Below are 24,893 nucleotides of genomic sequence, written 5' to 3'. Positions count from 1 at the left end.
ATGACATACACTACCGAACAATTTACAGAGATGAGTCAATTGCTTCAAGAAGTAAAAACGGAAATAGGGCGTTTTATCGTCGGACAAGAAAGTGCAGTTGAGTTTTCTTTGTATGCCATTTTAGCAGATGGCCATGCCTTACTCGAAGGGCTACCAGGTCTTGGTAAAACAATGTTGATACGAACTATATCGGATGTTCTTGATTTGTCGTTTTCTAGAATTCAGTTTACACCCGATTTAATGCCTTCAGATATTACCGGAACTAGCCTGATTGAACGAGACGCACAAGGGCGCCAGCAATTTACGTTTAGAGAAGGGCCGATCTTTCATCAAATGGTATTAGCGGATGAAATTAACCGCGCAACTCCTAAAACTCAAAGTGCGCTTTTGGAGGCAATGGGAGAAAAAACGGTGACGATTCTAGGAGATACAAAAGAAATGGCATGCCCATTTTTTGTTTTGGCTACTCAAAATCCTATTGAGATGGAAGGAACTTACCCATTGCCTGAAGCCCAAATGGACCGTTTTGTATGTAAAATTCTTGTTTCTTATCCAAGTCGCAATGAACTTGCTGAAATTAGTCGGCGAACAACAGGTGCACAATCCATTAACCTCAGCAAAAAAATGAATACCGCTAGTTTAATCGAGGCACAACAGATGGTGAAAGAAGTATTGATGGCAGAAGACATTTTAATGGTCGCTGTCGACATTATTCAAAACACGCATCCTGAGCATTCAGAACATCAAGAAATTCAACAATTTGTTCAATATGGCAGCGGTCCTCGTGGATTACAAAGCTTGATCCGCTTAGCTAAAGCACGCGCGCTAATGGAAGGACGTTATCACGTATCAATTGGTGATTTAAAACATGTGGCAAAACCGGTATTGCGCCATCGTTTGTTGTTAAATTACGAAGCAGAAGCCATTGGCAAACAAGCAGACGAATTGATCGACAAAGTGCTGAGCACAGCAGGTAAAGGCGTTTTGAAATGACCTTATTAAACCTGCCAGCTGATTGGGGTTCACGTCTCAGCCGCTACGCCATAGGGACAAAAGCAAAAATTAGGGGGCATCATAAAGGATCTCACCGCTCGATGCGCTTTGGTAGTTCGCTAGATTTCTCTGATTTTCGGGAATACCATGCGGGAGATGATGTACGGCATATTGATTGGAACGTTTACGCACGGACTGAAAAAGTTTACATTAAACGCTTTTTAGATGAACAAGAAATGCGTATTCACATTTTGCTAGATAGCTCGAAATCGATGAACAATAAATGGCTGTTTGCTAAGCAAATGGTGTTTTCACTTGGGCTAATGGTATTAGGAAGCGATGACCGATTAACGGTTTCTGCTGGACTAAAAGAAGTCGTCCCTTTTCGGAAAAAAGGAAAGTCAGCTAAAAAATTGCTGGAGCATTTTATTTCAACAATACCAAATCCTCAAAGTTTGTCGTTTGCCAAGCAAGCAAGTTTTCATGCAGCAAAAGATTCTACAGTCTTATTTATTGTCTCAGATGGGTTGGATCCGTTAGAAGACTGGAACTTGTTTTTTAGACAAGCTCCAGCCTATGCGCATGATATTCGGTTTATTCATATGAATACAGAAGAAGAGCGGGTGCCTTCTTATAAAGGAGATCTTCGCTTTATCGATGAAGAAACGCAACAAGTGACGAGTGTGACGGTTACAGAAGAAGCGCTTCGTGCCTATCAAAAACAAAGCAAGCTTCATAGCAAAGGCTTGGAATCACTTTGTCGAACTTACGGAATCGCATACATGCCATTACGTGTAGAAGATGGCATCGAGCAAGTATTGTTTCATCAAATGATACGGAAAAATTGGATCGGATGAGGTGAAGCGGCATGGGAGCATCAAATTGGGGAATGATCTGGACAGCGGTTATGCCGCTAGCCGTTATTCTCTATTATTTCTTTAGAAAAAAATACAAAGACCAGCAGGTATCTTCAACGTTATTCTGGCAAGAGCGTATGAAAGAAATGCAAGCTTCTCCTTATTTAAAAAAATTGCAGCATCATCTTTTGTTTTATCTCCAATTGGCGGCGCTGCTCTTTTGTGTATTGGCGCTAATCGAACCTTTTAGTGAATCAGAAACTTTAGCAGGCAATGACTTCATTTTTGTAGTAGATACGTCAGCAACGATGCTTGCAGGATCTCCCTCTCATTTTGTAAAGCACCAACAAGAAATGAAAAACCTAGCTGCTCAAGCAGGTGGAAAACCAGTCACCATCGTGACAACGGGTATCAGTCCGAAAGTCATCATTCGTAATGAGCAAGATCTACAAAAAGTTGAAAAAGCCATCGATCAATTAGCGGTCAACTATGAAAGCGCTGAAATCGAGCAAACGATATTATTTGCGGACACATTGGCGGTCAATGACTCCACCATTATTCACATATTTACAGATAGTTTAGAGCGTTCTGTACTCATCAATAAAACCGGACAAAGCTATCACGTCCATGGTTTTACAGAAACCTTGCGCAATGTCTCAATTCGTCAATTTGGTCTTTCTAAAACGGAAAGTGGTACACGTGGAATAGTTCAGGTAGTAAATAATAGCAAAGAAACTATACCTGCGACCATACGATTGACAAGTGACAGTGTGGAAAAAAGAATTGATGTGGAACTTGCAGCTTCTGAAGAACTGTTGGTGCCGTTTGAAGATTTACCAAATAAACAGTTGTGGCAAGCAACAGTAGAAGTGGCAGATAACTATTCAGCTGACAACACGATGGCAACTTATGTAGCGCCTCCTGTTGATGCAGTCGTGATTGATTCAGCGCTACATGAATTAATCGCAAGTGGTTTTCGTTCATTGTCTTTAGATGTTGCATTGTCAGATTCGAGTCAACTGCAGCCCGATTCAGGAATACCAATTGTAACAAATCAGCGTGATGTACTTGAAGGGCCAACGCCAATCTTGCTGTTTGGTCGTAATGACGAAAAGTCATTTGAAGTAGTAGGGCAAATCGAAACAAAAGCACATCCGCTTTTCACATACGCTACTTTAGATGAGATATATGTATCACAACTATATCCTCCTCTTGAAGGATATGAAACAATCGCAACGATTGATGACCATCCGTTTATTCAAGTTTCTCCCAAAGGAGATATTGTGGTATTGACAGATGTCCAGTTGACCGACTGGCCATTATCTCCATCATTTCCGTTATTTTTATGGAGTGCGATGGAAAGTTTAGCTGGAGATGCAGAATTTCTCGGATATTTTCAACCCAATGAACACCGGTCTGTGTCGCTAGCTTCGAAAACAGGAGAATGGGAAATCTTTCGGGATGGCACGTATAGTCATTCTTACATAGAAGGAAGTGGCCCGTTCGTCGCGCCTGCCGAGCCTGGCATTTATCAAGTAGTGGGTGATGACAAAGAAATGACGATGATTGTTCAGCTAAGCTCACAAGAAAAGACACTTTCTGCTGGTTCGACTTATAAAATGGGGCAAGCGGAGGCCATGCAAGATAAGGTTCGCTTTTCTTTTGTGCCGTTTTTAATCGGATTGATTTTACTGTTAGTTGTTGGAGAATGGGAGGTGTACCGTCGTGGAATTACAACTCGGTAATCCAATTTGGCTCCTATTGCTGCTTCCTGCCATCTTCTATTTTGGCTGGTTTGCTGTTAGAAATTTTCGTGCGAGCACTAAGTTAGTAAAAGTTGTTTTTTTACTTAGAGCTACGGCGGTCGCTTTACTAATTTTTGCTTTAGCCACTCCGTCGCTATTTAGTCCGGTAAAAGAAGAGCAAGTTATTTTCTTATTGGACCGATCTGCATCCCTTGAAGGACTTCAAACAGAGATGGCAGCAGCAATAGAAGATGCATTAAAGGCAAAAAAAGAGTACCAGTCAGTGGCAGTTTATACGTTTGCAGAAGATTTCCAAAGTCTCTTGCCGATGACCAAAAATCCACAAACCTTACCAGCAGAAGTAAGCCTTAGTCAAACTAGCAACACCAATATCGCACGTGCGTTGGAGCTCGCTTCAAACAGTGGAGATACCGACTTAGCCACACGGTTAGTAATTTTAACCGATGGCAATGAAACGCAATCATCTGCAATTGAAAGTTTAAATCGCTTACAGTCTGACCGACTTCAAGTAGACATATGGCCGATCGAACACATTACTAAAAACGATATGGCGATTAGTCGCTTTGAAACACCGTCTCGAGCATTTTTAGGAGAAGCTCAATCTTTTACAATTGCTGTAGACTCAGATAGCCAAGCTGATGCAAAGCTAATTTTTTCTGCAAATGATCGAGATTTAGCTGTTCAAGAAATCGAAGTGCTTGAAGGTCAAAATGTATATAATTATTCCTACCCCGCGAATACTGAAGGGCTTCAAAAATATGAAGTGCGTTTAGAGACGGAAAAAGACACATATCTTGAAAACAACTCATTGTACAGCATTACAGAAGTTGCTGGAAATCCAGAAGTTCTAGTTGTGAATGGTGGCGAACCGAGTCCAATTCCTGCATTGTTAGACACGGGGAATTTACGGGTAACAGAACTCACTTCAACACAATTGCCAAGCAGTTTATCTGCTATGCTCCGCTACGACTCTATTATTTTTGATAATGTATCCGGAACAGCTATAGGCGAGCAGCAAATGGCGATTATCGAACAAGCTGTAAGACAGTTTGGTGTGGGCTTTATGATGGTAGGCGGCGATCAAAGTTTTGGTCTGGGTGGTTATTTCAAAACACCAATCGAACGCTTATTGCCTGTAGAAATGGAAGTGAAAGGCAAGCACGAATTGCCTTCGCTTGGGTTAATGATTGTTATGGATCGTTCAGGAAGTATGATGGGCATGAAAATCGAACTCGCGAAAGAAGCAGCTGCGCGCTCAGTTGAACTTTTGCGTTCTGATGATACCTTAGGAGTCATTGCTTTTGACGATCAACCGTGGGAGATATTGCCGACTGGTAAAGTTGATGATCCGAAAAAAGCTGTAGAGAAAATTTTAAGCATTACACCCGGTGGAGGTACTGAAATTTATCGGTCGTTGGAACAGGCATATACAGAACTTGAGGATCTGGAATTGCAACGAAAACATATTATTTTGTTAACCGATGGCCAATCGTCGACTTCAAACGACTATGACGCATTGATCGAAAACGGCAAAGAGCATAATATTACGTTATCGACCGTATCTATTGGTCAAGACGCAGACAGGAATTTGCTCGAACAATTAGCGGGTACTGGTAGCGGAAGGTTTTACGATGTAACAGATGCCACGACGATTCCCGCGATTTTATCAAGAGAAACCATTATGATGTCGCGAACTTATATTGTCGACAAACCGTTTTACCCAATTGTTTATGAAAGCAAATGGAATAGTTTGTTTGCAGAAGGTGTTCCACAATTAAATACGTATATTGCAACAACAGCAAAAAACACAGCGTCCGTTGCTCTTGAAAGTGAAGAGGAAGATCCTATACTTGCAAGTTGGAACTATGGACTCGGCAAAACAATTGCCTATACATCAGGAAGCGGAGCATGGAGTGGAGATTTTCAAAGCTGGTCGAACTGGTCTGCCTTTTGGAATCGAAGCACTGCTGAGTTATTGCCGTCATTTGAAGAAATTCCTTTTTCAGTAGCTCGAAAAGAACAAGGTATTTATTCAATTGAAGACCCTACCAATAGCTCAGCAATTTTGACAGTTGCGGCAGTTGATGAACAAGGTAACGAAATTCCGCTGCAAACAGAACCTGTAGCTCCGGGAAAAGTAAATGTGAAAATGGATGCATCACCAGGATTGGTCTTTTTTAGCATTAGCAATGAAACAGGGGCAGCTTATAAAACAGCTCTGACCATTCCTTATGGCGATGAATACAAAATTACAAAGGCAAACATGCCATTAATGACGACGTTGACTGAGCGTACAGGTGGACAGCTATTAGATACACTTGATGGTTCGTTCCGTGAGATGTCTTACACAAGTGGCTCGATTCGCTCGATTCAGTTGGTGCTCCTGTTTGGTGCAATGCTCTTATTTTTTATCGACATCACGTTCAGACGCTTCGGGTTAATTAAGCCAATAGTAAAATCGAAAACTTTAAAAGAAGAAACTGCTTCCCCTGTAGCAATCGATCAATTAATAAAAGCAAAAAAGAAAAAATAGCGCTCTTTATCTGCTGTTTTATTGCTTCAACTAAAAAAGTAGCTCAGACCAATAAGGTTTGAGCTACTTTTTTGTCTACTTCTTAACTCCGGCTTGTAGCCAAAAGCTGTTGTTTTCTCATAGACCATGTGTTGGCGATAAAGAAACAAGTAATTAAGATGGCTGTACCTAAAATATAAGGATAGCTCATGTCGATATCGAAAAGTATTCCTGCAAGTGCAGGACCAATCATATTTCCAAGGCTCATGTAAGCGTTGTTCATACCAGCTGCAAACCCTTGTTCATCGCCTGCTAATTTCGAAATCAACGTATTGATAGCAGGACGGAGTAAGGAAGCAGCGGTGAAAAATACTGCAGATACTAAAAGAATTGCCCAGAAAGAGCTAACAAACAAAATACCAATCATACCAGCAGCAGAGATTAAGAGATTGACAAGAATAACTTTCATCTCGCCGAAACGCTTGAAAAGTTTATCAACCACAAAGGTTTGCACAACAACTCCGACAAATCCACCAACTGTGATTAATACCGCAATTTCTTTTGGTGTAAATCCAAATTTCTTATCCGCATACAAAGCAATCGTCGATTGGAAGTTGGATAAACCAAATGCGAAAATAAACATAACCAATAACATGACAAAGTAGGGTGTATAAGTAGATCTTTTCATCTGTTGAAGCAGGTTTTCAGACTTCTCGTCAGCTGCTTGTATAGTAGGGGCTACATTTGGTAGCACCGCAAACGAGATAAAAGCAGCAATCAAGGCTACAACAGTTGCGATATAAAATGGAAATTGAATGCTAACTTCTGCTAAAAATCCACCAATACCAGGGCCGATCATAAAGCCAAGAGACATTGATGCGCCAAGAAGACCCATACCTTTACCACGCTCTTCAAATGAGGTGATGTCGGCGACAAATGCCATCATTGGAGGGATTAAAAAAGCAGCACCCAATCCACTAAAAAAGCGAGCAACGTACAGCATCCATAAATGTGTAGCGATGCCAAAAGCCAACTGTGATAATCCAAAGACAATCAATCCTAAAATAATCAGCTTTTTACGGCCGTGCTTATCCGAAAGCTTACCAGAAAGAGGCGAGAATAAGAATTGTGCTAAGGCAAATGTAGCAATTAAGGTGCCAAGAGCCTGACCAGCTACTCCAAATGTATCCAAATAGGCTGGCATAATGGGAATGATTAATCCAATACCGCTCATCGCAATGAACATATTAAACATAAGTACATAAAGTGCAAATTTATTCGATCTTACGGCCATAAAGAGACCTTCTTTCGTATTTATTTCGCCTTACTAAATTTTAGCTTCTAGAATCTACATACTATACCTTAATTTCTGCGAAAAAAACAGATAAATGCTCTGGCTATTTATTTTTTAGGTGCTTTCTAAATTTTATTGAATTTCATTTGAACGAACCTTAAAGAAGGTTATTCGAATACACTTTTTAACTATTAAGTATCTAGATTCATCAATTAAACAGTGTCATCTATTTCAAATCGAAAATTATTTAAAATAAAGGATTGTTATCTATTGCAATTTACCAGAAGTTTTTACTATTATAGAGAAAGTGTGAAATTACAATAAGATGAAAAGAATGATAAGATAGCTATAAGTTGACGAATATATTTTATGAGATGATTTACTTTTGTCATTTAACCAACTTGCACCTATAGCAAAAAGTAGCTGAATTTCTTTTTAAGTAGAGAACAGTAAAAGAACTAATAACGATTTCTACAGCTCAACTCATATAGTAATTGCATATAAATGATGCAAACAGTTTGACCAAAACTCTAGGAGTGATAAATGTGAATGGAAAAATGAATTTCTTCCTTGATCCTAAAAATCGAGTTATTCAAAAACCTTCGATTATGAATTACAAACAAGACCAACAAGGGTTATATCTTGTTGCTAATAAGCGCTTCATCAACTGGATGGATGTTCATACGTATTGCCATACTTGCTTGGACGCATTAACATTTGATGATGAGTTTGATGCAAGTTATTGCGCTAGTTGTAACGAATGGCGAGAAGAACCTTGCACTGACATTAGCTGTGAATATTGTGAAAACCGTCCAAAACGCCCATTAGACCCCCGCCGATAAGCGGGGTTTTTTAATAGTTAGATAGCTTTGAAACAATTGGGTATAAGAATTTCAAAAAATCGACAAGCAAAGATTTAGTACGGATGATATATGGTAAAATAAAGCGACTAGAACATTTGGAGGATGAATATGAAAAAGGAATTTGTAGTCATTGGACTTGGCCGTTTTGGCGGTAGTATTGTACGCGAATTAATCGAACAAGATGCAGATGTTATGGCAATCGATAAAGATTCTGAGCGAGTAGATGAATTTTCGTCTATTGCTACACAAGCGGTAGTAGCGGATACAACGGATGAGTCTGTGTTAAAGTCATTAGGCATTCGGAACTTTGAACACGTTATTGTAGCAATCGGCGAAAACATTCAAGCGAGTATATTAACAACTTTGATGTTAAAAGAAATTGGTGTGAAAAAAATTACGGTAAAAGCGCAAAATGACTATCACGCTAAAGTATTAAGTAAAATTGGTGCAGATAAAGTGGTTCACCCTGAGCGGGATATGGGCATACGAATAGCGCATAATATCTTATCGAACAACGTACTGGATTACTTAGAGCTTTCTGATGAACACTCAATTATGGAGATTAAAGCAAATCAAAAACTAGCTGGGTATACATTAATCGGACTTGATATTCGTGCACGTTACGGGATAAACATCGTAGCAATCAAAAGGGGAGAAGATATTATTGTTTCTCCACAAGCAGATATGGAAATTGAACAAGAAGACATCTTGATTATCATCGGATCGGATGCAGATATTAATCGCTTTGAGAAAAAAATGATGAATTAGTAAAACCCTGTAGCAGATATTCATCTGCTACAGGGTTTTTGCATGAAAAAAGGTGTAAAGGAGATATTCCCTTACACCTAACTGTTTTTTATTAAACTTCCATAATGACCGGCAAAATCATTGGGCGCCGTTTTGTTTTCTCGTATAAATACGGTCCAAGCACATCTGAGATATCATTTTTCAATTCTGCCCAGTCAGTATTTTTACTGTGAATTTTTTTGTTTAAATGGCGATTTAGCATTTGTTGTGCTTCATAAATCATAGTACCTGATTCGCGCATGTAAACAAATCCACGCGAAATGATGTCAGGACCCGAAACCATTTTATTCTTTTCCATATCCACACTAACAACCACGATAACTAAACCTTCTTCAGAAAGAACGCGGCGATCACGTAATACGATATTGCCGATGTCACCGATTCCGCTGCCATCGATGTAAACATCGCCAGAAGGAATACGCCCTGCAATAGATGCTTCATCTTGACCTAAAGCAAGAACCTCGCCATTTTCCATGATGAACGTATTTTCCATCGGAACATCACATTCAACAGCTAATCCTGCATGTGTTTTTAACATACGGAATTCACCATGAATTGGCATAAAGTATTTAGGTTTGATCAAACGCAACATCAATTTATTTTCAGGTTCTGAACCGTGACCGGATGTATGGATATTATTAAGTGATCCGTGAATAACATCTGCTCCAGCGCGGAACAACAAATTGATCGTGCGGTTAACGCTGCTCGTGTTACCCGGAATTGGAGAAGACGAGAAGACAACCGTATCGTTTGGTTGGATTTGAATTTGACGGTGTGTACCGCTAGCAATTCTTGAAAGAGCTGCCATCGGTTCACCCTGTGAACCTGTACAAAGAATTAACACTTCGTTTGCAGGTAAACGGTTTAAGGTTTGTGTATCTACAAACGCATCTTCTGGCGCGTTAATATAGCCTAACTCACGACCAATTGTCATGGCATTATCCATACTACGTCCAAAAACAGCAATTTTACGACCTTGTGCAACTGCTTCGTCAGTCACTTGTTGCAAACGATAAATATTCGATGCGAAGGTAGCAAAAATTAAACGACCATCAACTTTTCTCATAATATCTTTAATCGATTCGCCGACTTTACGTTCAGACATTGTAAACTCAGGAACTTCTGCATTAGTACTGTCAGAAAGAAGGCATAAAACGCCTTCACTACCGATTTGAGCCATTTTCAATAAGTTAGCAGGCTCGCCAACAGGCGTGAAATCAAATTTGAAATCGCCTGTGTGCACAATGTTACCAGGTGGTGTTTTAACCACAACACCAAAAGCATCAGGAATACTGTGTGTTGTACTAAAAAAACTAACAGCAGTTTTGCGGAATTTGATGATGTCGTCTTCGCCGATTTCAGTCATTTTCGTTTGGCGCAATAAACCGTGTTCTTCTAACTTTTTACGTAATAAACCTAGCGCTAATTTTCCGCCATAAACAGGAATGTTAATTTTTTTAAGTAAATAGGGAATACCGCCGATGTGATCTTCATGGCCGTGTGTAATAAAAAGACCTTTAATCTTATCAACGTTTTTTACTAAGTATGTGTAATCCGGAATAACGTAATCGATTCCGAGCAAATCGTCTTCCGGAAATTTAATGCCGGCATCAATAAGGATAATCTCATCCTGAAATTGGACACCATACGTATTTTTGCCGATTTCACCCAGTCCGCCGAGTGCAAATACAGCTGTTTGATCATTTTTAACAAATTTCATTGTTATTCGATGCTCTCAACTTCGTAATTTTGGCTCGACTGTTCATACTCTAGATGGTTTCCTTCAAGTAATTGAACAAGTTCAATATTGTAATTGCGGTCTTTTAGGTGGTGTCGGACTTCGCGCTCGGATGCTGCTTCCACATAAAGGCTTTGTGTGTTCTCACGAACAGGTACTTCGAATCGGTTTTCTTGGTAATATACTTTAAAAATCATAGTTTGCTCTCCTTTTTCCACGCTCAAATAAATGCACTTCCTTTATATTATCATGACATTAGACTAAAATAAAGAATAGCCCTCCTTATTTATACAGAAGGGCTAAAACGTTTATGCTATTTTCTTTTTATTCATGATGCCATTGAGTTGTCTGAGAAGTTTTCTCTTCAAACGTTTCAGCATGGCTAATCACTCCTCAAAGCAATTATAACTCTTTTTCAGATAATTGCAAAGAATTGAGAACGCTGAATTGCCCACTAATTACATAAGAATGGAGATTTAACTATGCCTAAATTATTATTGCTAGATATTGATGGAACGCTATTAGACTCACACAAGAAACTTCCGGATTCTGCAAAAAAAGCATTGCAACAAGCTCGTTTAAATGGCCATGATTTGGCAATCGCTACGGGTAGAGGACCTTTTATGATTAACAAGATTTTGGAGGAACTCGAAATTGATACATACATTACATTTAATGGTCAGTATATTTCGCACAAAGGTGAAACAGTTCATAAAGAAGCAATCGATACAGAAATGTTAAAAGAAATTTACGCGTATGCTGAGCAACAAAATCATCCGCTGGTTTTCATGAATGAAGAAAAAATGATTTCTTCTATTGATTATCACCCAGATATTGATGAAAGCATTCAGACGTTAAAAATTCCACATCCTGAAACGGAGAAAGGTTTTCATCTAGATAATGAAATTTATCAGGCGCTCGTTTTTTGTGAAAAAGAAGAAGAACAGCAGTATCATGATATATTCAAAGAAGTTGATTTTGTGCGTTGGCATCGTGTTTCTTGTGATATCACACCTAAAGGAGGAACAAAAGCCAGTGGGATTAACCATTTGATCAAAGCAACTGGACATGCCATTGAAGACACAATTGCATTTGGCGATGGCTTGAATGATCTTTTAATGATGGAAGTAGCCGGATTTAGTGTTGCAATGGAAAATGGGCACGAAGAAACAAAAAAACGTGCATCATATATAACCGATCACGTAGATAATGATGGCCTAGCTAAAGCGTTCAAACACTTGAAATTGATATAACAAAAAAGAGACTCAGCTTATTCAGCTGAGTCTCTTTCAATTGGAATGGCATTTTCAATTTCAGCAAAGGGGTTTTTCGAATCAATGTGATCAAAGAACATCACGCCGTTCAAATGATCCAATTCGTGTTGAAATGCGATAGCAGGAAGACCTTTTAAACGCATTTTAATTTCTTCGCCGTCAAAATTTAGGGCTTTGATCGTTATGCGTGCATATCTAGGCACGTAACCAGGAACTGCACGATCCACAGATAAACAACCTTCGCCGGCTGCTAAATAAGTTTTTTCAACCGAATGACTAACAATTTTAGGATTGAACACAACAAGGCTGAGATTTTCACCTGTACTATTATCAAAATGCAAAGCGAAAATTCGTTTTGCCTGATTTACTTGTGGGGCTGCAATTCCAACACCTGGACGTAAATCGTATTTTTCTGCTAATTCATCATCCTGACTATTTACTACATATTCTAAAAGGTCTTCACCTAGCTTACGGTCTTCTTCAGAAAGTGGGAATTTCACTTCTTCTGCCCGTTCTCTTAGCGTAGGATGACCCTCACGTATAATGTCTTTCATTCGTATCAAGTGGTTTCATCCTTTCAAATGACTTGCTCTACAAACTAGTATAACGTAAATCAGTCTTTTTGAAAAAAGAAAAAGCCGACAGATGGTGTTGTCTTTTACATGGGCACAGACTATAGTTAATTCATGGGAAATAAGGGGTGAATTAGATGAAAAAAACAAGTATAGCGCTAAGCTTTTCTATCCTGATTTTGTTGAGTGCTTGTACCGATTCAGGAATTCGCGGAGATTTGGATCAAGTGCTCAATGACACGTTCGAGGCCGAAGAAGAATATCGCAAAGTTCAGGACGACTTGGAAAAGAGAGAAAAAGCAGAACAGGAACTGTTTGCAGATATTATGGCTTTGACTCAAGAAGAACAAGATAAAGTAGCAGAACAAGCTCAAGAAGCGCTTGATTCGGCGGATGAACGTTTAGCGTTTTTGAAAATTGAAAAAGAATCGATGCAGTTGGCTGAAGAAAAGTTAGCTGAAATGGATCAAGTAATTGAGGATGCTGAAGATGAATCGGTAAAATCAGATGTACAGGCACTAAAAGCTAAAATGCAAGAGCGTTTTACAGCTCATGCTGATTTTGTAGTAGCCTATGAAAAACTAGTAGGTCATCAAAAGGAATTGTATGAAATGCTGAAAGACGAAGAAAGTAAACTGCAAACGCTCCAAGAACAAGCTACAGAAGTAAATGAGCAAAATAATGTGGTGCAACAAGCGGTTACAAAATTTAATGATTTAACGAAACAGGTTAACGAATTAAAAGATAACACATTGGAAAAACTGACTGACAGCTAGTAAAAAGCAGCCCGAAAGGCTGCTTTTTCTGTGCTATAAAAGATTCGTTAGTGTTTAACTGTATTATAATACAGAGGTTAATTCAGACTGATACAGTTAAAAAAGCCGGAATATTCTTTGTATTGATATCGTACGAAAATGTCAGGTTCTCTATGATTGACCGAGTTATTATCGTAACGTATACTGAATAGGAATGCGAAATTGTATCATAAATTGTATGAAATTATTTTAATACAGATAAAAAGGAGAGTTGCTTTTATGGCTGCGAAAAAATCACAGCAGTTCGATCCAGTAGAAACGCTTAATGCAATCGAAGAAAAGTTTGAAATGGTTCAGATTTTGAATGAAGAAGGCGAAATCGTTAATAAAGAGGCAGACCCGAAACTATCAGATGAAGAACTAACAGAATTGATGAATCGTATGGTGTACACACGTATTCTCGATCAACGTTCAATTTCTTTAAACCGTCAAGGACGTCTTGGTTTTTATGCTCCTACGGCAGGACAAGAAGCTTCTCAATTGGCATCTCATTTTGCATTGACAAAAGAAGACTTTATTTTGCCAGGTTACCGTGATGTTCCACAATTGATTTGGCACGGTTGGCCACTGCACCAAGCATTCTTGTTCTCTCGTGGACATTTCATGGGGAACCAAATGCCTGAAGGATTGAATATTTTGCCGCCACAAATCATCATTGGTGCACAAATTATTCAAGCAGCAGGAGTTGCACTTGGTATGCAAAAACGTAAAAAAGAATCTGTTGCAGTTACTTACACAGGTGACGGCGGTTCATCACAAGGCGATTTCTATGAAGGACTAAACTTTGCAGGCGCATTCCGTGCACCGGCTATTTTCATTGTGCAAAATAACCAGTACGCGATTTCAACGCCTCGTGAACTTCAAACTTCAGCGAAAACAATTGCTCAAAAAGCAGTTGCAGCCGGAATCCCAGGCGTACTTGTAGATGGAATGGATCCATTAGCGGTATACGCGGTAACGCGTGATGCTCGTGAGCGCGCAGTTAAAGGCGATGGGCCAACTTTAATCGAAACACTTTGCTATCGTTATGGACCGCATACAATGGCTGGAGATGACCCAACTCGCTACCGTACTTCTGATATCGACAGCGAATGGGAAAAGAAAGATCCGCTTGTTCGTTTCCGTAAATACCTGGAAGCAAAAGGCATTTGGGATGAAGCAAAAGAAAATGAAGTAATCGATAAAGCTAAAGAAGAAATTAAAGCAGCAATTAAAAAAGCTGACGGCGCTCCAAAACAAAAAGTATCAGATCTATTAGAGCTTATGTACGAAGAAGTGCCGTTTAATGTTCAGGAACAATTGGATATTTATAAAGCAAAGGAGTCGAAGTAAGCCATGGCACAATTAACAATGATCCAAGCAATTACCGACGCTCTGAAAACAGAGATGAAGAACGATGAAAACGTTCTTGTTTTCGGTGAAGATGTAGGAAATAACGGCGGTGTATTCCGCGCAACTGAAGGTCTACAAAAAGAATTCGGTGAAGACCGCGTTTTTGATACACCTTTAGCTGAGTCAGGTATTGGCGGTTTGGCCATTGGTTTGGCTTTGCAAGGATACCGTCCAGTTCCAGAAATTCAGTTTTTCGGATTTGTTTTTGAAGTAATGGATTCTATTAGCGGCCAAATGGCGCGTATGCGTTACCGTAGTGGCGGAACTTTAACTTCTCCTGTGACAATCCGTTCGCCATTTGGCGGCGGTGTTCATACACCTGAAATGCATGCAGATTCTCTAGAAGGATTAATGGCAGCTCAGCCAGGATTAAAAGTAGTTATTCCTTCTACACCATATGATGCTAAAGGCTTATTGATTTCATCAATTCGCGATAACGATCCCGTTATTTTCCTAGAGCACATGAAACTATACCGTTCATTCCGTCAAGAAGTACCTGAAGAAGAATACACAATTCCTTTAGGCAAAGCTGATGTAAAACGTGAAGGTAAAGATTTAACGATTATTGCATACGGTGCAATGGTACAAGAAAGTATCAAAGCAGCAGAACAACTTGAAAAAGAAAACTATTCGGTTGAAGTGGTCGATCTTCGTACGATCCAACCGCTTGATATTGAAACAATTATTGCTTCAGTTGAAAAAACTGGTCGCGCAATGGTCGTTCAAGAAGCTCAAAAACAAGCTGGAATTGCAGCGAGCGTGGTAGCTGAAATTACAGATCGTGCAATCCTTAGCTTAGAAGCACCTGTTCTTCGTGTGACGGCGCCAGACTCAATCTTCCCGTTCTCACAAGCAGAAGAAGTTTGGTTACCAAATTCGAAGGATATACTAGAAACAGCGAAAAAAGTACTTACGTTTTAATTAGACAGAACCGAAAGGGTGATATGCATGGCTTTTGAATTTCGTTTGCCGGATATCGGAGAAGGTATCCATGAAGGTGAAATCGTAAAATGGTTCGTAAAAGCAGGAGATACAATTGAAGAAGACGATATTCTTGTCGAAGTGCAAAATGATAAGGCAGTAGTCGAAATTCCTTCACCAGTTTCAGGAACAGTTGAAGAAGTATTGGTAGAAGAAGGAACTGTTGCGGTAGTAGGCGATGTATTAGTTCGCATTGATGCACCCGACGCTGAAGAAATGAGTTTCAAAGGCGGGCACAGCGACAAAAAAGAAGCTGAGCCTGAAGAAAAAGAAGAAACTGAAGAGCAAGTTCAATCAGGTACAGCTGAATCTGGCGAAGATGTGGATAAAGCACCTGCGAAAGAAGACGCACCAAAAGAAGAAACTGGTGCTGGTGAACAGGTTAAAGATACAAAAGAATCTGACCCGAATGCTCGCGTTATTTCAATGCCATCCGTTCGCAAATTTGCGCGCGACAACGATGTTGATATTAAACAAGTGACTGGATCAGGTAATAATGGTCGTGTTTTAAAAGAAGACGTAGAAGCCTTCATGAATGGTGATCAAAAAGCGCCAGCATCTGAAGCTCCTGAAGCGTCACAAGAAACAACAGAAGAAAGCACTGAAAAAGCAGCAGCGCCAAAAGCGGCAGCAGCTCCTGAAGGTGAATTCCCTGAAACACGTGAGAAAATGTCTGGAATTCGCAAAGCAATTGCGAAAGCAATGGTTCATTCGAAACATACTGCTCCTCATGTAACGCTAATGGATGAAGTGGATGTTACTGAACTTGTCGCACATCGCAAAAAGTTCAAAGACATTGCTGCAGAAAAAGAAATTAAGTTGACTTATTTACCATATGTAGTAAAAGCGTTAGTAAGTACATTGCGTGAATTCCCAGCTTTAAACACATCATTTGATGATGAAACAAGCGAAGTGATTCAAAAGCATTATTTCAATATCGGAATTGCTGCGGATACAGAAAAAGGGTTGATGGTTCCTGTTATTAAAAATGCAGACCGTAAATCGGTATTCGCAATTTCTGATGAAATTAATGGCTTAGCTACAAAAGCGCGCGATGGTAAACTATCAGCTGCTGAAATGAAAGGCGCATCATGCTCGATTACAAATATCGGTTCTGCCGGTGGACAATGGTTTACACCAGTTATCAACCACCCAGAAGTAGCGATTCTTGGAATTGGCCGCATTGCGGAAAAACCTGTAATTAAAAATGGTGAAATTGTAGCAGCACCTGTGTTAGCATTGTCATTGAGCTTTGATCATAGAATGATCGATGGCGCAACAGCGCAGCACGCATTAAATCATATTAAACGTTTATTAAGTGAACCTGAATTACTATTAATGGAGGCGTAAAACTTATGGTAGTAGGAGATTTCCCGATCGAAACAGACACGCTCGTAATTGGCTCTGGTCCTGGTGGTTATGTTGCAGCTATTCGTGCAGCACAAACTGGTCAAAAAGTAACAATCGTTGAAAAAGAATATATTGGTGGCGTTTGTTTAAACGTTGGTTGTATCCCTTCTAAAGCGATGATTTCTGTTGGACACCGTTTTGAAGAAGCTCAACACTCAGATGATATGGGTATTGTGGCGAAAGAAGTTTCAATCAACTTTGAAAAAGCACAAGCATTCAAAGATGGCGTCGTTAAGAAATTAACGGGCGGAGTTGAATCCCTTCTAAAAGGAAACAAAGTTGAAATTATACGCGGTGAAGCTTATTTCGTAGACGAAAACACAGTTCGTATTATGGATGAAGATTCAGCACAAACGTACAAATTCAAAAACGCTATTATTGCTACAGGATCTCGTCCTGTTGAAATTCCAACTTTCAAATTCACAGACCGTGTTATCAATTCTACGGGAGCGTTAGCTCTTAAAGAAATCCCAGGCAAATTGATTGTTATTGGTGGGGGCTATATCGGTACTGAGCTTGGAACTGCGTATGCGAACCTTGGATCTGAAGTAACAATTCTTGAAGGCGCACCAGACATCCTTGCTGGATTTGAAAAACAAATGACGTCAATTGTTAAAAAAGGATTGAAGAAAAAAGGCGTTGAAGTCATCACAAAAGCATCTGCTAAAGGTGTAGAAGAAACTGATTCTGGCGTTACAGTAACATACGAAGCAGGCGGAGAAGAAAAAACGCTTGAAGCAGATTATGTTCTTGTAACAGTTGGCCGTCGTCCAAACACAGACGAAATGGGTCTTGAAGAATTAAACTTAAACATGTCTGACCGTGGCTTGATTGAAGTTGATAAGCAATGCCGTACAAATATCCCGAATATCTATGCAATCGGTGATGTTGTAGCTGGTTTGCAATTGGCTCATAAAGCTTCTTACGAAGGCAAAATTGCTGCTGAAGCAATCGCTGGCGAAAAATCTGAAGTTGATTATTTAGCAATTCCAGCGGTTTGCTTTACAGATCCTGAACTTGCAAGCGTCGGTTTAACTGAAGAGCAAGCAAAAACTGAAGGATTTGAAGTAACAGCTGCTAAGTTCCCATTCGGAGCTAACGGCCGTGCACTGGCACTTAACGCTTCTGAAGGGTTTGTGAAACTTGTTTCACGTAAATCTGACGGCTTGTTGTTAGGTGGACAAATTGTTGGAGCTGGCGCATCAGATATGATCGCTGAGATCGGACTTGCTATCGAAGCAGGCATGACTGTGGAAGATATCGCAATGACAATCCACGCTCACCCAACACTTGCTGAAATTACGATGGAAGCTGCAGAAGTAGCTCTTGGAACACCAATTCACATCATCAAGTAAATTATGAAGGAGCCGCATCTGCGGCTTCTTTTTTTTTGGAACAAACTGAGTTCTCATGGTAAGATTTGTTTATTGAAGGGGTGTTTTGAAATGATACATAAAAAATGGATAATGATTGCTGCAATGTCTCTTTTCCTAACAGCATGTGGAGAAGAAACAAATACATCCTCGGGCGAAGAGGAAAAAACAGAAGAGGTAGAAAAAAATACAGAAACAAAAGTGCAAGGTGAAAAAGAAGAAGAAATAGAAGAAGAAATAGAAGAAGAAATAGAAGAAGCAAAAGAAGTTGAAGAAGTAAAAGAAGTAGAAGAGCAGGTCACGGAACCTCAATACAAAGTCAATTCAGCAAATTGGTCTGTGCAGCCTATGGCAGATGCAGATAAGAAAGTAGTGCTCGTGACAATTGATGACGCACCAGACAAGCATTCAATAGAAATGGCAGAGACTTTGAAAAGCCAAGGGGTTCCCGCTATATTTTTTGTGAATGGTCATTTTTTAGCGACTGATGAAAAAAAACAACAACTAAAAAAAATACATGAAATGGGTTTTGCAATTGGGAATCACACATACAGCCATCAAGATTTAAAAGGATTAACGGAACAACAACAACAACAAGAAATTTTAAAAGTAAGTGCCCTGATAGAAGAAGTTACAGGTGAAAAACCCAAGTTTTTCCGTGCACCATTTGGTTCTAATACAGATTTTAGTAAGCAGTTAGTGGCAGAAGAAAAAATGGTATTGATGAACTGGACATACGGTTATGATTGGGAAAAACAATATCAAAATGCAGAAACTTTAACAGATATTATGGTGAATACAGAGTATTTAAATAATGGAGCTAATTTACTGATGCACGATCGTGACTGGACAGTTGAAGCGTTGCCAGGAATTCTTCAAGGGTTAGAAGATAAAGGTTATGGATTTGTAGATCCAAAAGAAATTGAAGGAATGTAAAAAAACGATTCACAGAAAAATTCTGTGAATCGTTTTTAATATAAAGTATAGTGTTTTGCCTGTCGAATCTACATGGCTGCTTCCACTTTTCATGTCTAGTTGCAAGTGCCTAACTCCTCGGGACATAAGTCAACCCAGCTGCGTGGCAAAGAACGCCACACTGCCGGGTTGACTTGTGCCTGTCGGAGCTGACCAGGCACTTTCACTTTTCTTAACTACCTAATAGCTTGTTGTTCTTTTATTACGCGTAGCATTTGTAGGGTGTCGTCTTCTGGTCCTTGTACTGGTAAACCAGCAGCTACGTTCATGTGAATATAGTTAATATTTTCTTCCGTGATAATTTCTCCAGGAATGAAAATGGGAATACCTGGCGGATAAACCATAATAAATTCTGCGGAAATGCGTCCCACAGCGTCATTGATCGAAATAACTTCCGTCGTTGCATAAAAAGCATCTCGTGGCGTCATTGCAAGTCTAGGGATGTCTGGAATCATGACAACAGGTTCAACAACTGCAGCATCGCTATCTAATGTTTCGCTCATGCGTTGAAGAGCGTTGATCAGTAGATTGACTTCTTTGCGGCTGTCGCCAAGTGTGACCAAACAAAGAATGTTGTATAAGTCGGAAAGTTCGATTTCAATATTTGCGTTTTCTCTTAGCCATTCTTCGGCTTGATGCCCCGTAATGCCCAAGTTTTTAACGCTTATTAATAATTTTGTCGGATCCATATCAAAAGTGGCCGACGAATGTAACACTTCTTTCCCCACACAATACAAATGAGGAATCTTGTTAATTCGTTTGCGTGCATCTTGAGCCAAACGAATAGTCCGGTCAATCAAATCAAACCCGTGAACGGCTAATTGGCGACGTGCTGTGTCTAGAGAAGCCAATATCGGATATGAAGTTGAAGTTGTGGTTAACATCGATAAGGTAGACTGTACGCGTTTTGGTGATACGAGACCTTCACGCACGTTTAATACAGAACTTTGTGTCATTGAACCACCGAGTTTATGAACAGAAGTTGCGGCCATATCTGCACCTGCTGCCATTGCAGAAACAGGCAGAGACTTGTGAAAATGAATATGAACGCCATGTGCTTCATCAACTAAAACTGGTACATTGCGATCGTGCGCAATATCAACAATCCGTTTTAAATCAGCAGCTACGCCGAAATAAGTCGGATTAATAACCAATACGGCTTTAGCGTCTGGATATTCAACCAATGCTTTTTCGACAGCTTCTGCTGAAATTCCATGTGAAATACCAAGTTCCGTATCTACTTCTGGGTGAATAAAGATTGGGATTGCTCCAGCAAAAACAATCGCAGACATAATTGATTTATGAACATTTCTTGGAACCAAAATTTTATCGTTTGGTCCGACAACGCTTAGGATCATCGTCATAATTGCGCCACTTGTACCTTGTACAGAAAAAAATGTATGATCTGCACCAAAAGCTTTGGCAGCTAGTTCTTGTGCTTCTCTAATGGCACCTTTTGGAGAATGTAAGTCGTCCAAAGGTGCAATATTGATCAAATCAATGGAAAGAATGTTATCGCCAACAAATTCCCGAAATGCAGGATCGACGCCTTGTCCTTTTTTATGACCAGGAATATGAAATTGAATCGGGTGCCGATTTCGATGCTTTAAAAGTGCATCAAATAACGGAGTTTCTAATTGAGACAATGATAAGCCCACCTCACTAAATAAAATGAAAACAAAAAGAATTATAGCATGATGTACCCTACTATAGTATAAATAAAAGGATTTTCCAATATGGAAGCGAATACATTTGGTATAGAGAGAAAAGGAGTGAGTGAATGGAGTTCAAAACAAAGGTAACGGAGCTACTTGGAATCCGCTATCCGATCATCCAAGGAGGCTTAGCCTATTTAGCTTATGCAGAACTAGCCGCTGCTGTTTCAAATGCAGGTGGCCTTGGGCAGATTACAGCGATGAGCCTATCTACACCGGAAGAATTGAGAATGGAAATCCAAAAAGTTAGAAAGTTAACAGACAAGCCTTTTGGCGTTAATTTTGCGATTGGTGAACACGGTCGGGCATTTTCACATATGCTCGAGGTGGCAATTGAAGAAAAAGTGCCAGTGGTTTCCATGACTGGAGGGAACCCAACTCCTATATTTGAACAACTAAAAGGAACCGATATTAAAAAATTGGTTCTCGTCGCTGCTAGAAGACAAGCTGAAAAAGCGGAAAGTCTCGGTGCTGATGCAGTAATGGTTGTCGGGCAAGAAGGGGGCGGACATTTAGGACGTGATGATATCGGCACAATGGTGCTAATTCCTCAAGTAGTCGATGCTGTGAAGATTCCTGTTATTGCTTCAGGTGGAATTGGGGATGGACGAGGATGGATGGCAGCGCATGCATTAGGTGCAGAAGGAATTGAAATGGGTACACGTTTTATAGCTACAAAAGAATGTGTTCATGCATCTAATGCCTATAAACAGCAATTAGTCGATAGCTCGGAGAACGATACAGTTATTATTAAACGCAGTATAGGCGCGCCTGCAAGAACTTTGCAAAATAGCTGGACGGACAAGATTTTGGAAATCGAAAGTCAAACGCCTACTTATGAAGCTTTAAAAGAATATATTAGTGGTGAAGCCAACAAGCGTTTCATCTATAATGGAGATAAAGACCAAGGTTTTGGCTGGGCTGGACAAGTAACAGGACTGATTAAAAATGTGCCGACAGTTCAAGAGTTGATTGCAGGCATGGTCAAGCAAGCGGAAGAAATCCGTGAAAAATGGTCAATCATTAGATGAAAAGAGGGATGAAAAATGGATTATTCTTATCCATTTTCTATTGAATGGTCAACGGAAGAAATCATTGACGTTGTCAGTTTTTTTGAAGCAATTGAAATGGCCTATGAAAATGGCATCAATAGACAAGAGTTGTTAACGCGGTACCGTAAATTCAAGCAAGTAGTTCCTGCTATATCTGAAGAAAAAACGTATTTTCGTGAATTTGAAGAAGAAAGCGGCTATGCGAGTTTTCCGGTGATTAAAGAGATGAAAGCTGGAACCGATGATCAAAAGATCAAATTGAAAAAGAAGTAAGAAAAAAGAACCTGTAGCTTCAACGGCTAACAGGTTTTTTTGTGGATTGAAGCAAGGTTTGGTAAACAGGTAACAAAGCTTCGAATGTTTCTTCAGCAAATTGATAAAACTGCTCTTTCGTAAAAAATGCAGCCTGGTCTTTAGTTAAATGGCGTCCGATAACAAATTCGCCTTTTTTTACATCACGCAAACGAATGAGTAATTTATCAAGACCATCGTCCTCTAATTCGTTTAAAGCAGCGGATTGCGGTTTCATATGATCGCCAGAAATAACAAATTCACCAGACAAACTTTTTAGAACTTCTGAATGCAATAAATTTTCAGCCATCGCTGTTTTATTTGGAGCTTCATAAATAACAGCTAGTATTACAAATACATGACTTTCCCACATACCAATTTGGAAATGCGGAACCGCTTTATATCCTCTTTTATATGGAGCAAAAGCTACCCAACTATCATTCGGAGGATTTACCGTTCTGCGCATATGTTTAGCAACGTGCGGGAAAAATTCATCTCCTGTTTTCCCAGAGAAAAACGATGAAAAATCAGTGCCAAGTTCCGCGAATTTTGGTCGGATAAGGTCAGTTAATGCAGACATTCGTGCATCTAATCCTGGAGTGTTAAAAACATCAAAATCTTGTTCAGTCCAATAAGGCTTCAAAAAAAATCCTCCCTTAATTTAAGTAATCAGGTTTCATTTTAACGAAGTTTGGGAAAAAAGAATATAAATACGTTCCTGCCAATGGATTTTGTCAGAAAAAAGTGGTATTATTAAGTTGTAACAAAAATAGTCAGAATTTTCGGAGTTTGGTAAGAAAGGGGTGCTCATTATGAAACAGATGGTTCAGATAATCCGAAAAGCGGATGTAGAGAAAGAATATATTCATGTGCTGAAATTGGAACTTGACTATGAACTTGCTTCACTATTCGACGCAATGCAACAAAAAGATGAACATCAAATGACAAAAAGCAAGCAGCGGCTCCATGAAATTCACGTTGAACTGGAGGCCCTCCATGCGCTCTAATCCATCTATACACTAAAGGCATCTGCTAGAGTAAGACAGCAGATGCCTTTTTCGTTATACTAAAATTAATAAGGAGGCGTTTATAAATGGATTTACACGCTATGGATAGATACATAAAATCATTGATTAAAGAAGCAGGGCATCGAATTCGTAATTCCTTTTTAACGGATATCACAATTGAATCAAAATCGAATGCAAATGATTTGGTAACCAATATGGATAAAGAAATTGAGCAATTTTTTATTGAGCGGATTCGCAGAGATTTTTCAGGGCATCGAATTTTTGGTGAAGAAGGATTTGGAGACGATATCCAAAATACGAAAGGAATCATTTGGTTGCTCGATCCAATAGATGGCACGATGAATTTTGTGCATCAAAAACGCAATTTTGCTATATCTCTAGGGATATACGAAGATGGAGTCGGTAAACTAGGCTATATATACGATGTTGTCAACGATGATTTGTATCATGGAGTAAAAGACGGAGGAGCATATTACAACAATGAAAAGCTAAGACCACTTATGGAAACAGACATATCTGAATCTATTGTGGCGATGAATGCCACGTGGGCAATCCCAAATCGTTATTTAGAACATGAAGCTATCATTCAATTGATTCGCGATGTAAGGGGGACGCGCTCTTTTGGTTCTGCAGCACTCGAACTTGCATATGTGGCCTCAGGACGTTTCGATGCTTATATTTCAATGAGGTTATCGCCATGGGATATTGCAGGTGGTATGGTCATTGCCAAAGAAGTAGGTGCAATAACGACGAACTTTAAAGGGGACCCGGCAAATCTTTTAAAACAAGACACTTTTATAGCAGCTAATCCAGCAATTCATCAAGAGCTGTTAAATAAATATATAAAATTCAAGTAAAAAAAGATGCGGAATTCCGCATCTTTTTTTATAATTATAGTAATCCGGCTTCCCGCATTTCTTTTTTCTTTTTGAAACCTATACCCATGACGAAAACGAGCATCATGATCGCTGCAAATATGCCCAACACGCTGCGTAAGCCAATAGCCAAGCCAATTAAGACCATCGCTACGATTGCTGCCAAGGAATACAAAACAAAGATCCATTTTATGTTTTTAATGAGATTTATCACTTGATTTTCCTCCTGTAGCTTGCCGCCTGAAATAAAATCTTAGGGTTTTACACCTATATGTGCTATACTAGCACAGTTATAGGCACGAAAAAAGAA

General features: G+C 39.5%; 24 protein-coding genes. 17 read left to right on the top strand and 7 right to left on the bottom strand.

Annotation, left to right across the window (positions count from 1 at the left end; all coding sequences use genetic code 11):
• The 4 genes from BCM40_RS11175 to BCM40_RS11160 are packed head-to-tail and all read left to right on the top strand — an operon-like array spanning nt 1 to nt 6,149.
• Complete coding sequence (locus BCM40_RS11175; protein WP_065525860.1) at nt 1-993, top strand: AAA family ATPase; 993 nt, start codon at nt 1-3, stop codon at nt 991-993.
• On the top strand, nt 990-1,850 hold the full coding sequence (locus BCM40_RS11170; protein ID WP_065525861.1) for a DUF58 domain-containing protein: 861 nt from the start codon (nt 990-992) through the stop codon (nt 1,848-1,850). Before BCM40_RS11175 ends, BCM40_RS11170 begins: the two co-directional genes overlap by 4 nt.
• An 11-nt stretch (nt 1,851-1,861) precedes the next feature.
• Nucleotides 1,862-3,595, top strand: a complete 1,734-nt coding sequence (locus tag BCM40_RS11165) for a vWA domain-containing protein (RefSeq protein ID WP_065525862.1) — start codon at nt 1,862-1,864, stop codon at nt 3,593-3,595.
• Nucleotides 3,576-6,149 carry a VWA domain-containing protein gene (locus BCM40_RS11160; protein WP_065525863.1) on the top strand — a complete coding sequence of 858 codons (2,574 nt, stop codon included), beginning with the start codon at nt 3,576-3,578 and terminating at the stop codon, nt 6,147-6,149. The genes BCM40_RS11165 and BCM40_RS11160 overlap by 20 nt, the downstream gene beginning before the upstream one ends.
• An 82-nt stretch (nt 6,150-6,231) precedes the next feature.
• On the opposite strand, the gene BCM40_RS11155 is transcribed toward BCM40_RS11160, so the two are convergent.
• The gene (locus BCM40_RS11155; RefSeq protein ID WP_065525864.1) at nt 6,232-7,422 is read right to left on the bottom strand and encodes an MFS transporter; all 1,191 of its coding nucleotides are present in this window, start codon (nt 7,420-7,422) and stop codon (nt 6,232-6,234) included.
• A 545-nt stretch (nt 7,423-7,967) separates the two neighbouring features.
• Between BCM40_RS11155 and BCM40_RS11150 the strand changes: the two genes are divergently transcribed.
• Nucleotides 7,968-8,264, top strand: a complete 297-nt coding sequence (locus BCM40_RS11150) for a hypothetical protein (RefSeq protein ID WP_008498069.1) — start codon at nt 7,968-7,970, stop codon at nt 8,262-8,264.
• Nucleotides 8,265-8,393: 129 nt separating this feature from the next.
• Complete coding sequence (locus tag BCM40_RS11145) at nt 8,394-9,053, top strand: potassium channel family protein (protein ID WP_065525865.1); 660 nt, start codon at nt 8,394-8,396, stop codon at nt 9,051-9,053.
• A 91-nt stretch (nt 9,054-9,144) separates the two neighbouring features.
• Here BCM40_RS11145 and rnjA read toward each other — a convergent pair whose 3' ends face one another.
• Together rnjA and BCM40_RS11135 are read right to left on the bottom strand one after the other, a co-directional pair.
• Nucleotides 9,145-10,812 carry a ribonuclease J1 gene (rnjA, locus tag BCM40_RS11140; RefSeq protein WP_065525866.1) on the bottom strand — a complete coding sequence of 556 codons (1,668 nt, stop codon included), beginning with the start codon at nt 10,810-10,812 and terminating at the stop codon, nt 9,145-9,147.
• A 2-nt stretch (nt 10,813-10,814) separates the two neighbouring features.
• The gene (locus BCM40_RS11135) at nt 10,815-11,027 is read right to left on the bottom strand and encodes a DNA-dependent RNA polymerase subunit epsilon (RefSeq protein ID WP_008429852.1); all 213 of its coding nucleotides are present in this window, start codon (nt 11,025-11,027) and stop codon (nt 10,815-10,817) included.
• A 285-nt stretch (nt 11,028-11,312) separates the two neighbouring features.
• Here BCM40_RS11135 and BCM40_RS11130 point away from each other — a divergent pair, with 285 nt between their 5' ends.
• A complete protein-coding gene (locus tag BCM40_RS11130; protein ID WP_065525867.1) occupies nt 11,313-12,083 on the top strand; it encodes a Cof-type HAD-IIB family hydrolase in 771 nt (256 codons plus the stop codon).
• Nucleotides 12,084-12,100: 17 nt separating this feature from the next.
• Here the strand turns inward: BCM40_RS11130 and def are convergent, their stop codons facing one another.
• Nucleotides 12,101-12,667: a peptide deformylase gene (gene def / locus BCM40_RS11125; RefSeq protein WP_065525868.1), complete on the bottom strand. Its 567-nt coding sequence runs from the start codon at nt 12,665-12,667 to the stop codon at nt 12,101-12,103.
• A gap of 146 nt (nt 12,668-12,813) precedes the next feature.
• Between def and BCM40_RS11120 the strand changes: the two genes are divergently transcribed.
• From BCM40_RS11120 to BCM40_RS11095, 6 genes are all read left to right on the top strand, one after another.
• The gene (locus tag BCM40_RS11120) at nt 12,814-13,452 is read left to right on the top strand and encodes a YkyA family protein (RefSeq protein ID WP_065525869.1); all 639 of its coding nucleotides are present in this window, start codon (nt 12,814-12,816) and stop codon (nt 13,450-13,452) included.
• A gap of 258 nt (nt 13,453-13,710) precedes the next feature.
• Nucleotides 13,711-14,823: a pyruvate dehydrogenase (acetyl-transferring) E1 component subunit alpha gene (gene pdhA / locus BCM40_RS11115; RefSeq protein ID WP_008429860.1), complete on the top strand. Its 1,113-nt coding sequence runs from the start codon at nt 13,711-13,713 to the stop codon at nt 14,821-14,823.
• A gap of 3 nt (nt 14,824-14,826) precedes the next feature.
• Nucleotides 14,827-15,804 carry an alpha-ketoacid dehydrogenase subunit beta gene (locus tag BCM40_RS11110; protein WP_065525870.1) on the top strand — a complete coding sequence of 326 codons (978 nt, stop codon included), beginning with the start codon at nt 14,827-14,829 and terminating at the stop codon, nt 15,802-15,804.
• Between the two features lie 27 nt (nt 15,805-15,831).
• Nucleotides 15,832-17,214: a dihydrolipoamide acetyltransferase family protein gene (locus tag BCM40_RS11105; RefSeq protein ID WP_065525871.1), complete on the top strand. Its 1,383-nt coding sequence runs from the start codon at nt 15,832-15,834 to the stop codon at nt 17,212-17,214.
• Between the two features lie 5 nt (nt 17,215-17,219).
• The gene (gene lpdA, locus BCM40_RS11100; protein WP_065525872.1) at nt 17,220-18,629 is read left to right on the top strand and encodes a dihydrolipoyl dehydrogenase; all 1,410 of its coding nucleotides are present in this window, start codon (nt 17,220-17,222) and stop codon (nt 18,627-18,629) included.
• 90 nt (nt 18,630-18,719) lie between these two features.
• Complete coding sequence (locus BCM40_RS11095) at nt 18,720-19,583, top strand: polysaccharide deacetylase family protein (protein WP_065525873.1); 864 nt, start codon at nt 18,720-18,722, stop codon at nt 19,581-19,583.
• 215 nt (nt 19,584-19,798) lie between these two features.
• Here the strand turns inward: BCM40_RS11095 and BCM40_RS11090 are convergent, their stop codons facing one another.
• Nucleotides 19,799-21,268: an aminotransferase class I/II-fold pyridoxal phosphate-dependent enzyme gene (locus tag BCM40_RS11090; RefSeq protein WP_065525874.1), complete on the bottom strand. Its 1,470-nt coding sequence runs from the start codon at nt 21,266-21,268 to the stop codon at nt 19,799-19,801.
• 134 nt (nt 21,269-21,402) lie between these two features.
• Here BCM40_RS11090 and BCM40_RS11085 point away from each other — a divergent pair, with 134 nt between their 5' ends.
• On the top strand, nt 21,403-22,368 hold the full coding sequence (locus BCM40_RS11085) for an NAD(P)H-dependent flavin oxidoreductase (protein WP_065525875.1): 966 nt from the start codon (nt 21,403-21,405) through the stop codon (nt 22,366-22,368).
• Between the two features lie 15 nt (nt 22,369-22,383).
• Nucleotides 22,384-22,662 (top strand): UPF0223 family protein, encoded by a 279-nt coding sequence (locus BCM40_RS11080; RefSeq protein ID WP_065525876.1) that lies wholly within the window; start codon nt 22,384-22,386, stop codon nt 22,660-22,662.
• Between the two features lie 19 nt (nt 22,663-22,681).
• On the opposite strand, the gene BCM40_RS11075 is transcribed toward BCM40_RS11080, so the two are convergent.
• Nucleotides 22,682-23,323 carry a YktB family protein gene (locus BCM40_RS11075; protein ID WP_065525877.1) on the bottom strand — a complete coding sequence of 214 codons (642 nt, stop codon included), beginning with the start codon at nt 23,321-23,323 and terminating at the stop codon, nt 22,682-22,684.
• Between the two features lie 169 nt (nt 23,324-23,492).
• On the opposite strand from BCM40_RS11075, the gene BCM40_RS11070 reads away from it, so the two are divergent.
• A complete protein-coding gene (locus BCM40_RS11070) occupies nt 23,493-23,687 on the top strand; it encodes a hypothetical protein (protein ID WP_008429874.1) in 195 nt (64 codons plus the stop codon).
• Nucleotides 23,688-23,773: 86 nt separating this feature from the next.
• Entirely contained in the window at nt 23,774-24,565 is a 792-nt protein-coding gene (locus tag BCM40_RS11065; protein WP_065525878.1) for an inositol monophosphatase family protein, read from the top strand.
• Between the two features lie 34 nt (nt 24,566-24,599).
• Here the strand turns inward: BCM40_RS11065 and BCM40_RS11060 are convergent, their stop codons facing one another.
• On the bottom strand, nt 24,600-24,797 hold the full coding sequence (locus BCM40_RS11060; protein ID WP_420330049.1) for a YlaF family protein: 198 nt from the start codon (nt 24,795-24,797) through the stop codon (nt 24,600-24,602).
• Nucleotides 24,798-24,893: the final 96 nt, after the last annotated feature.

Origin of the sequence: Planococcus donghaensis (assembly GCF_001687665.2) — a bacterium.
Lineage (GTDB): Bacteria > Bacillota > Bacilli > Bacillales_A > Planococcaceae > Planococcus > Planococcus donghaensis.
This window is presented reverse-complemented; position numbering and strand designations above follow the sequence as displayed.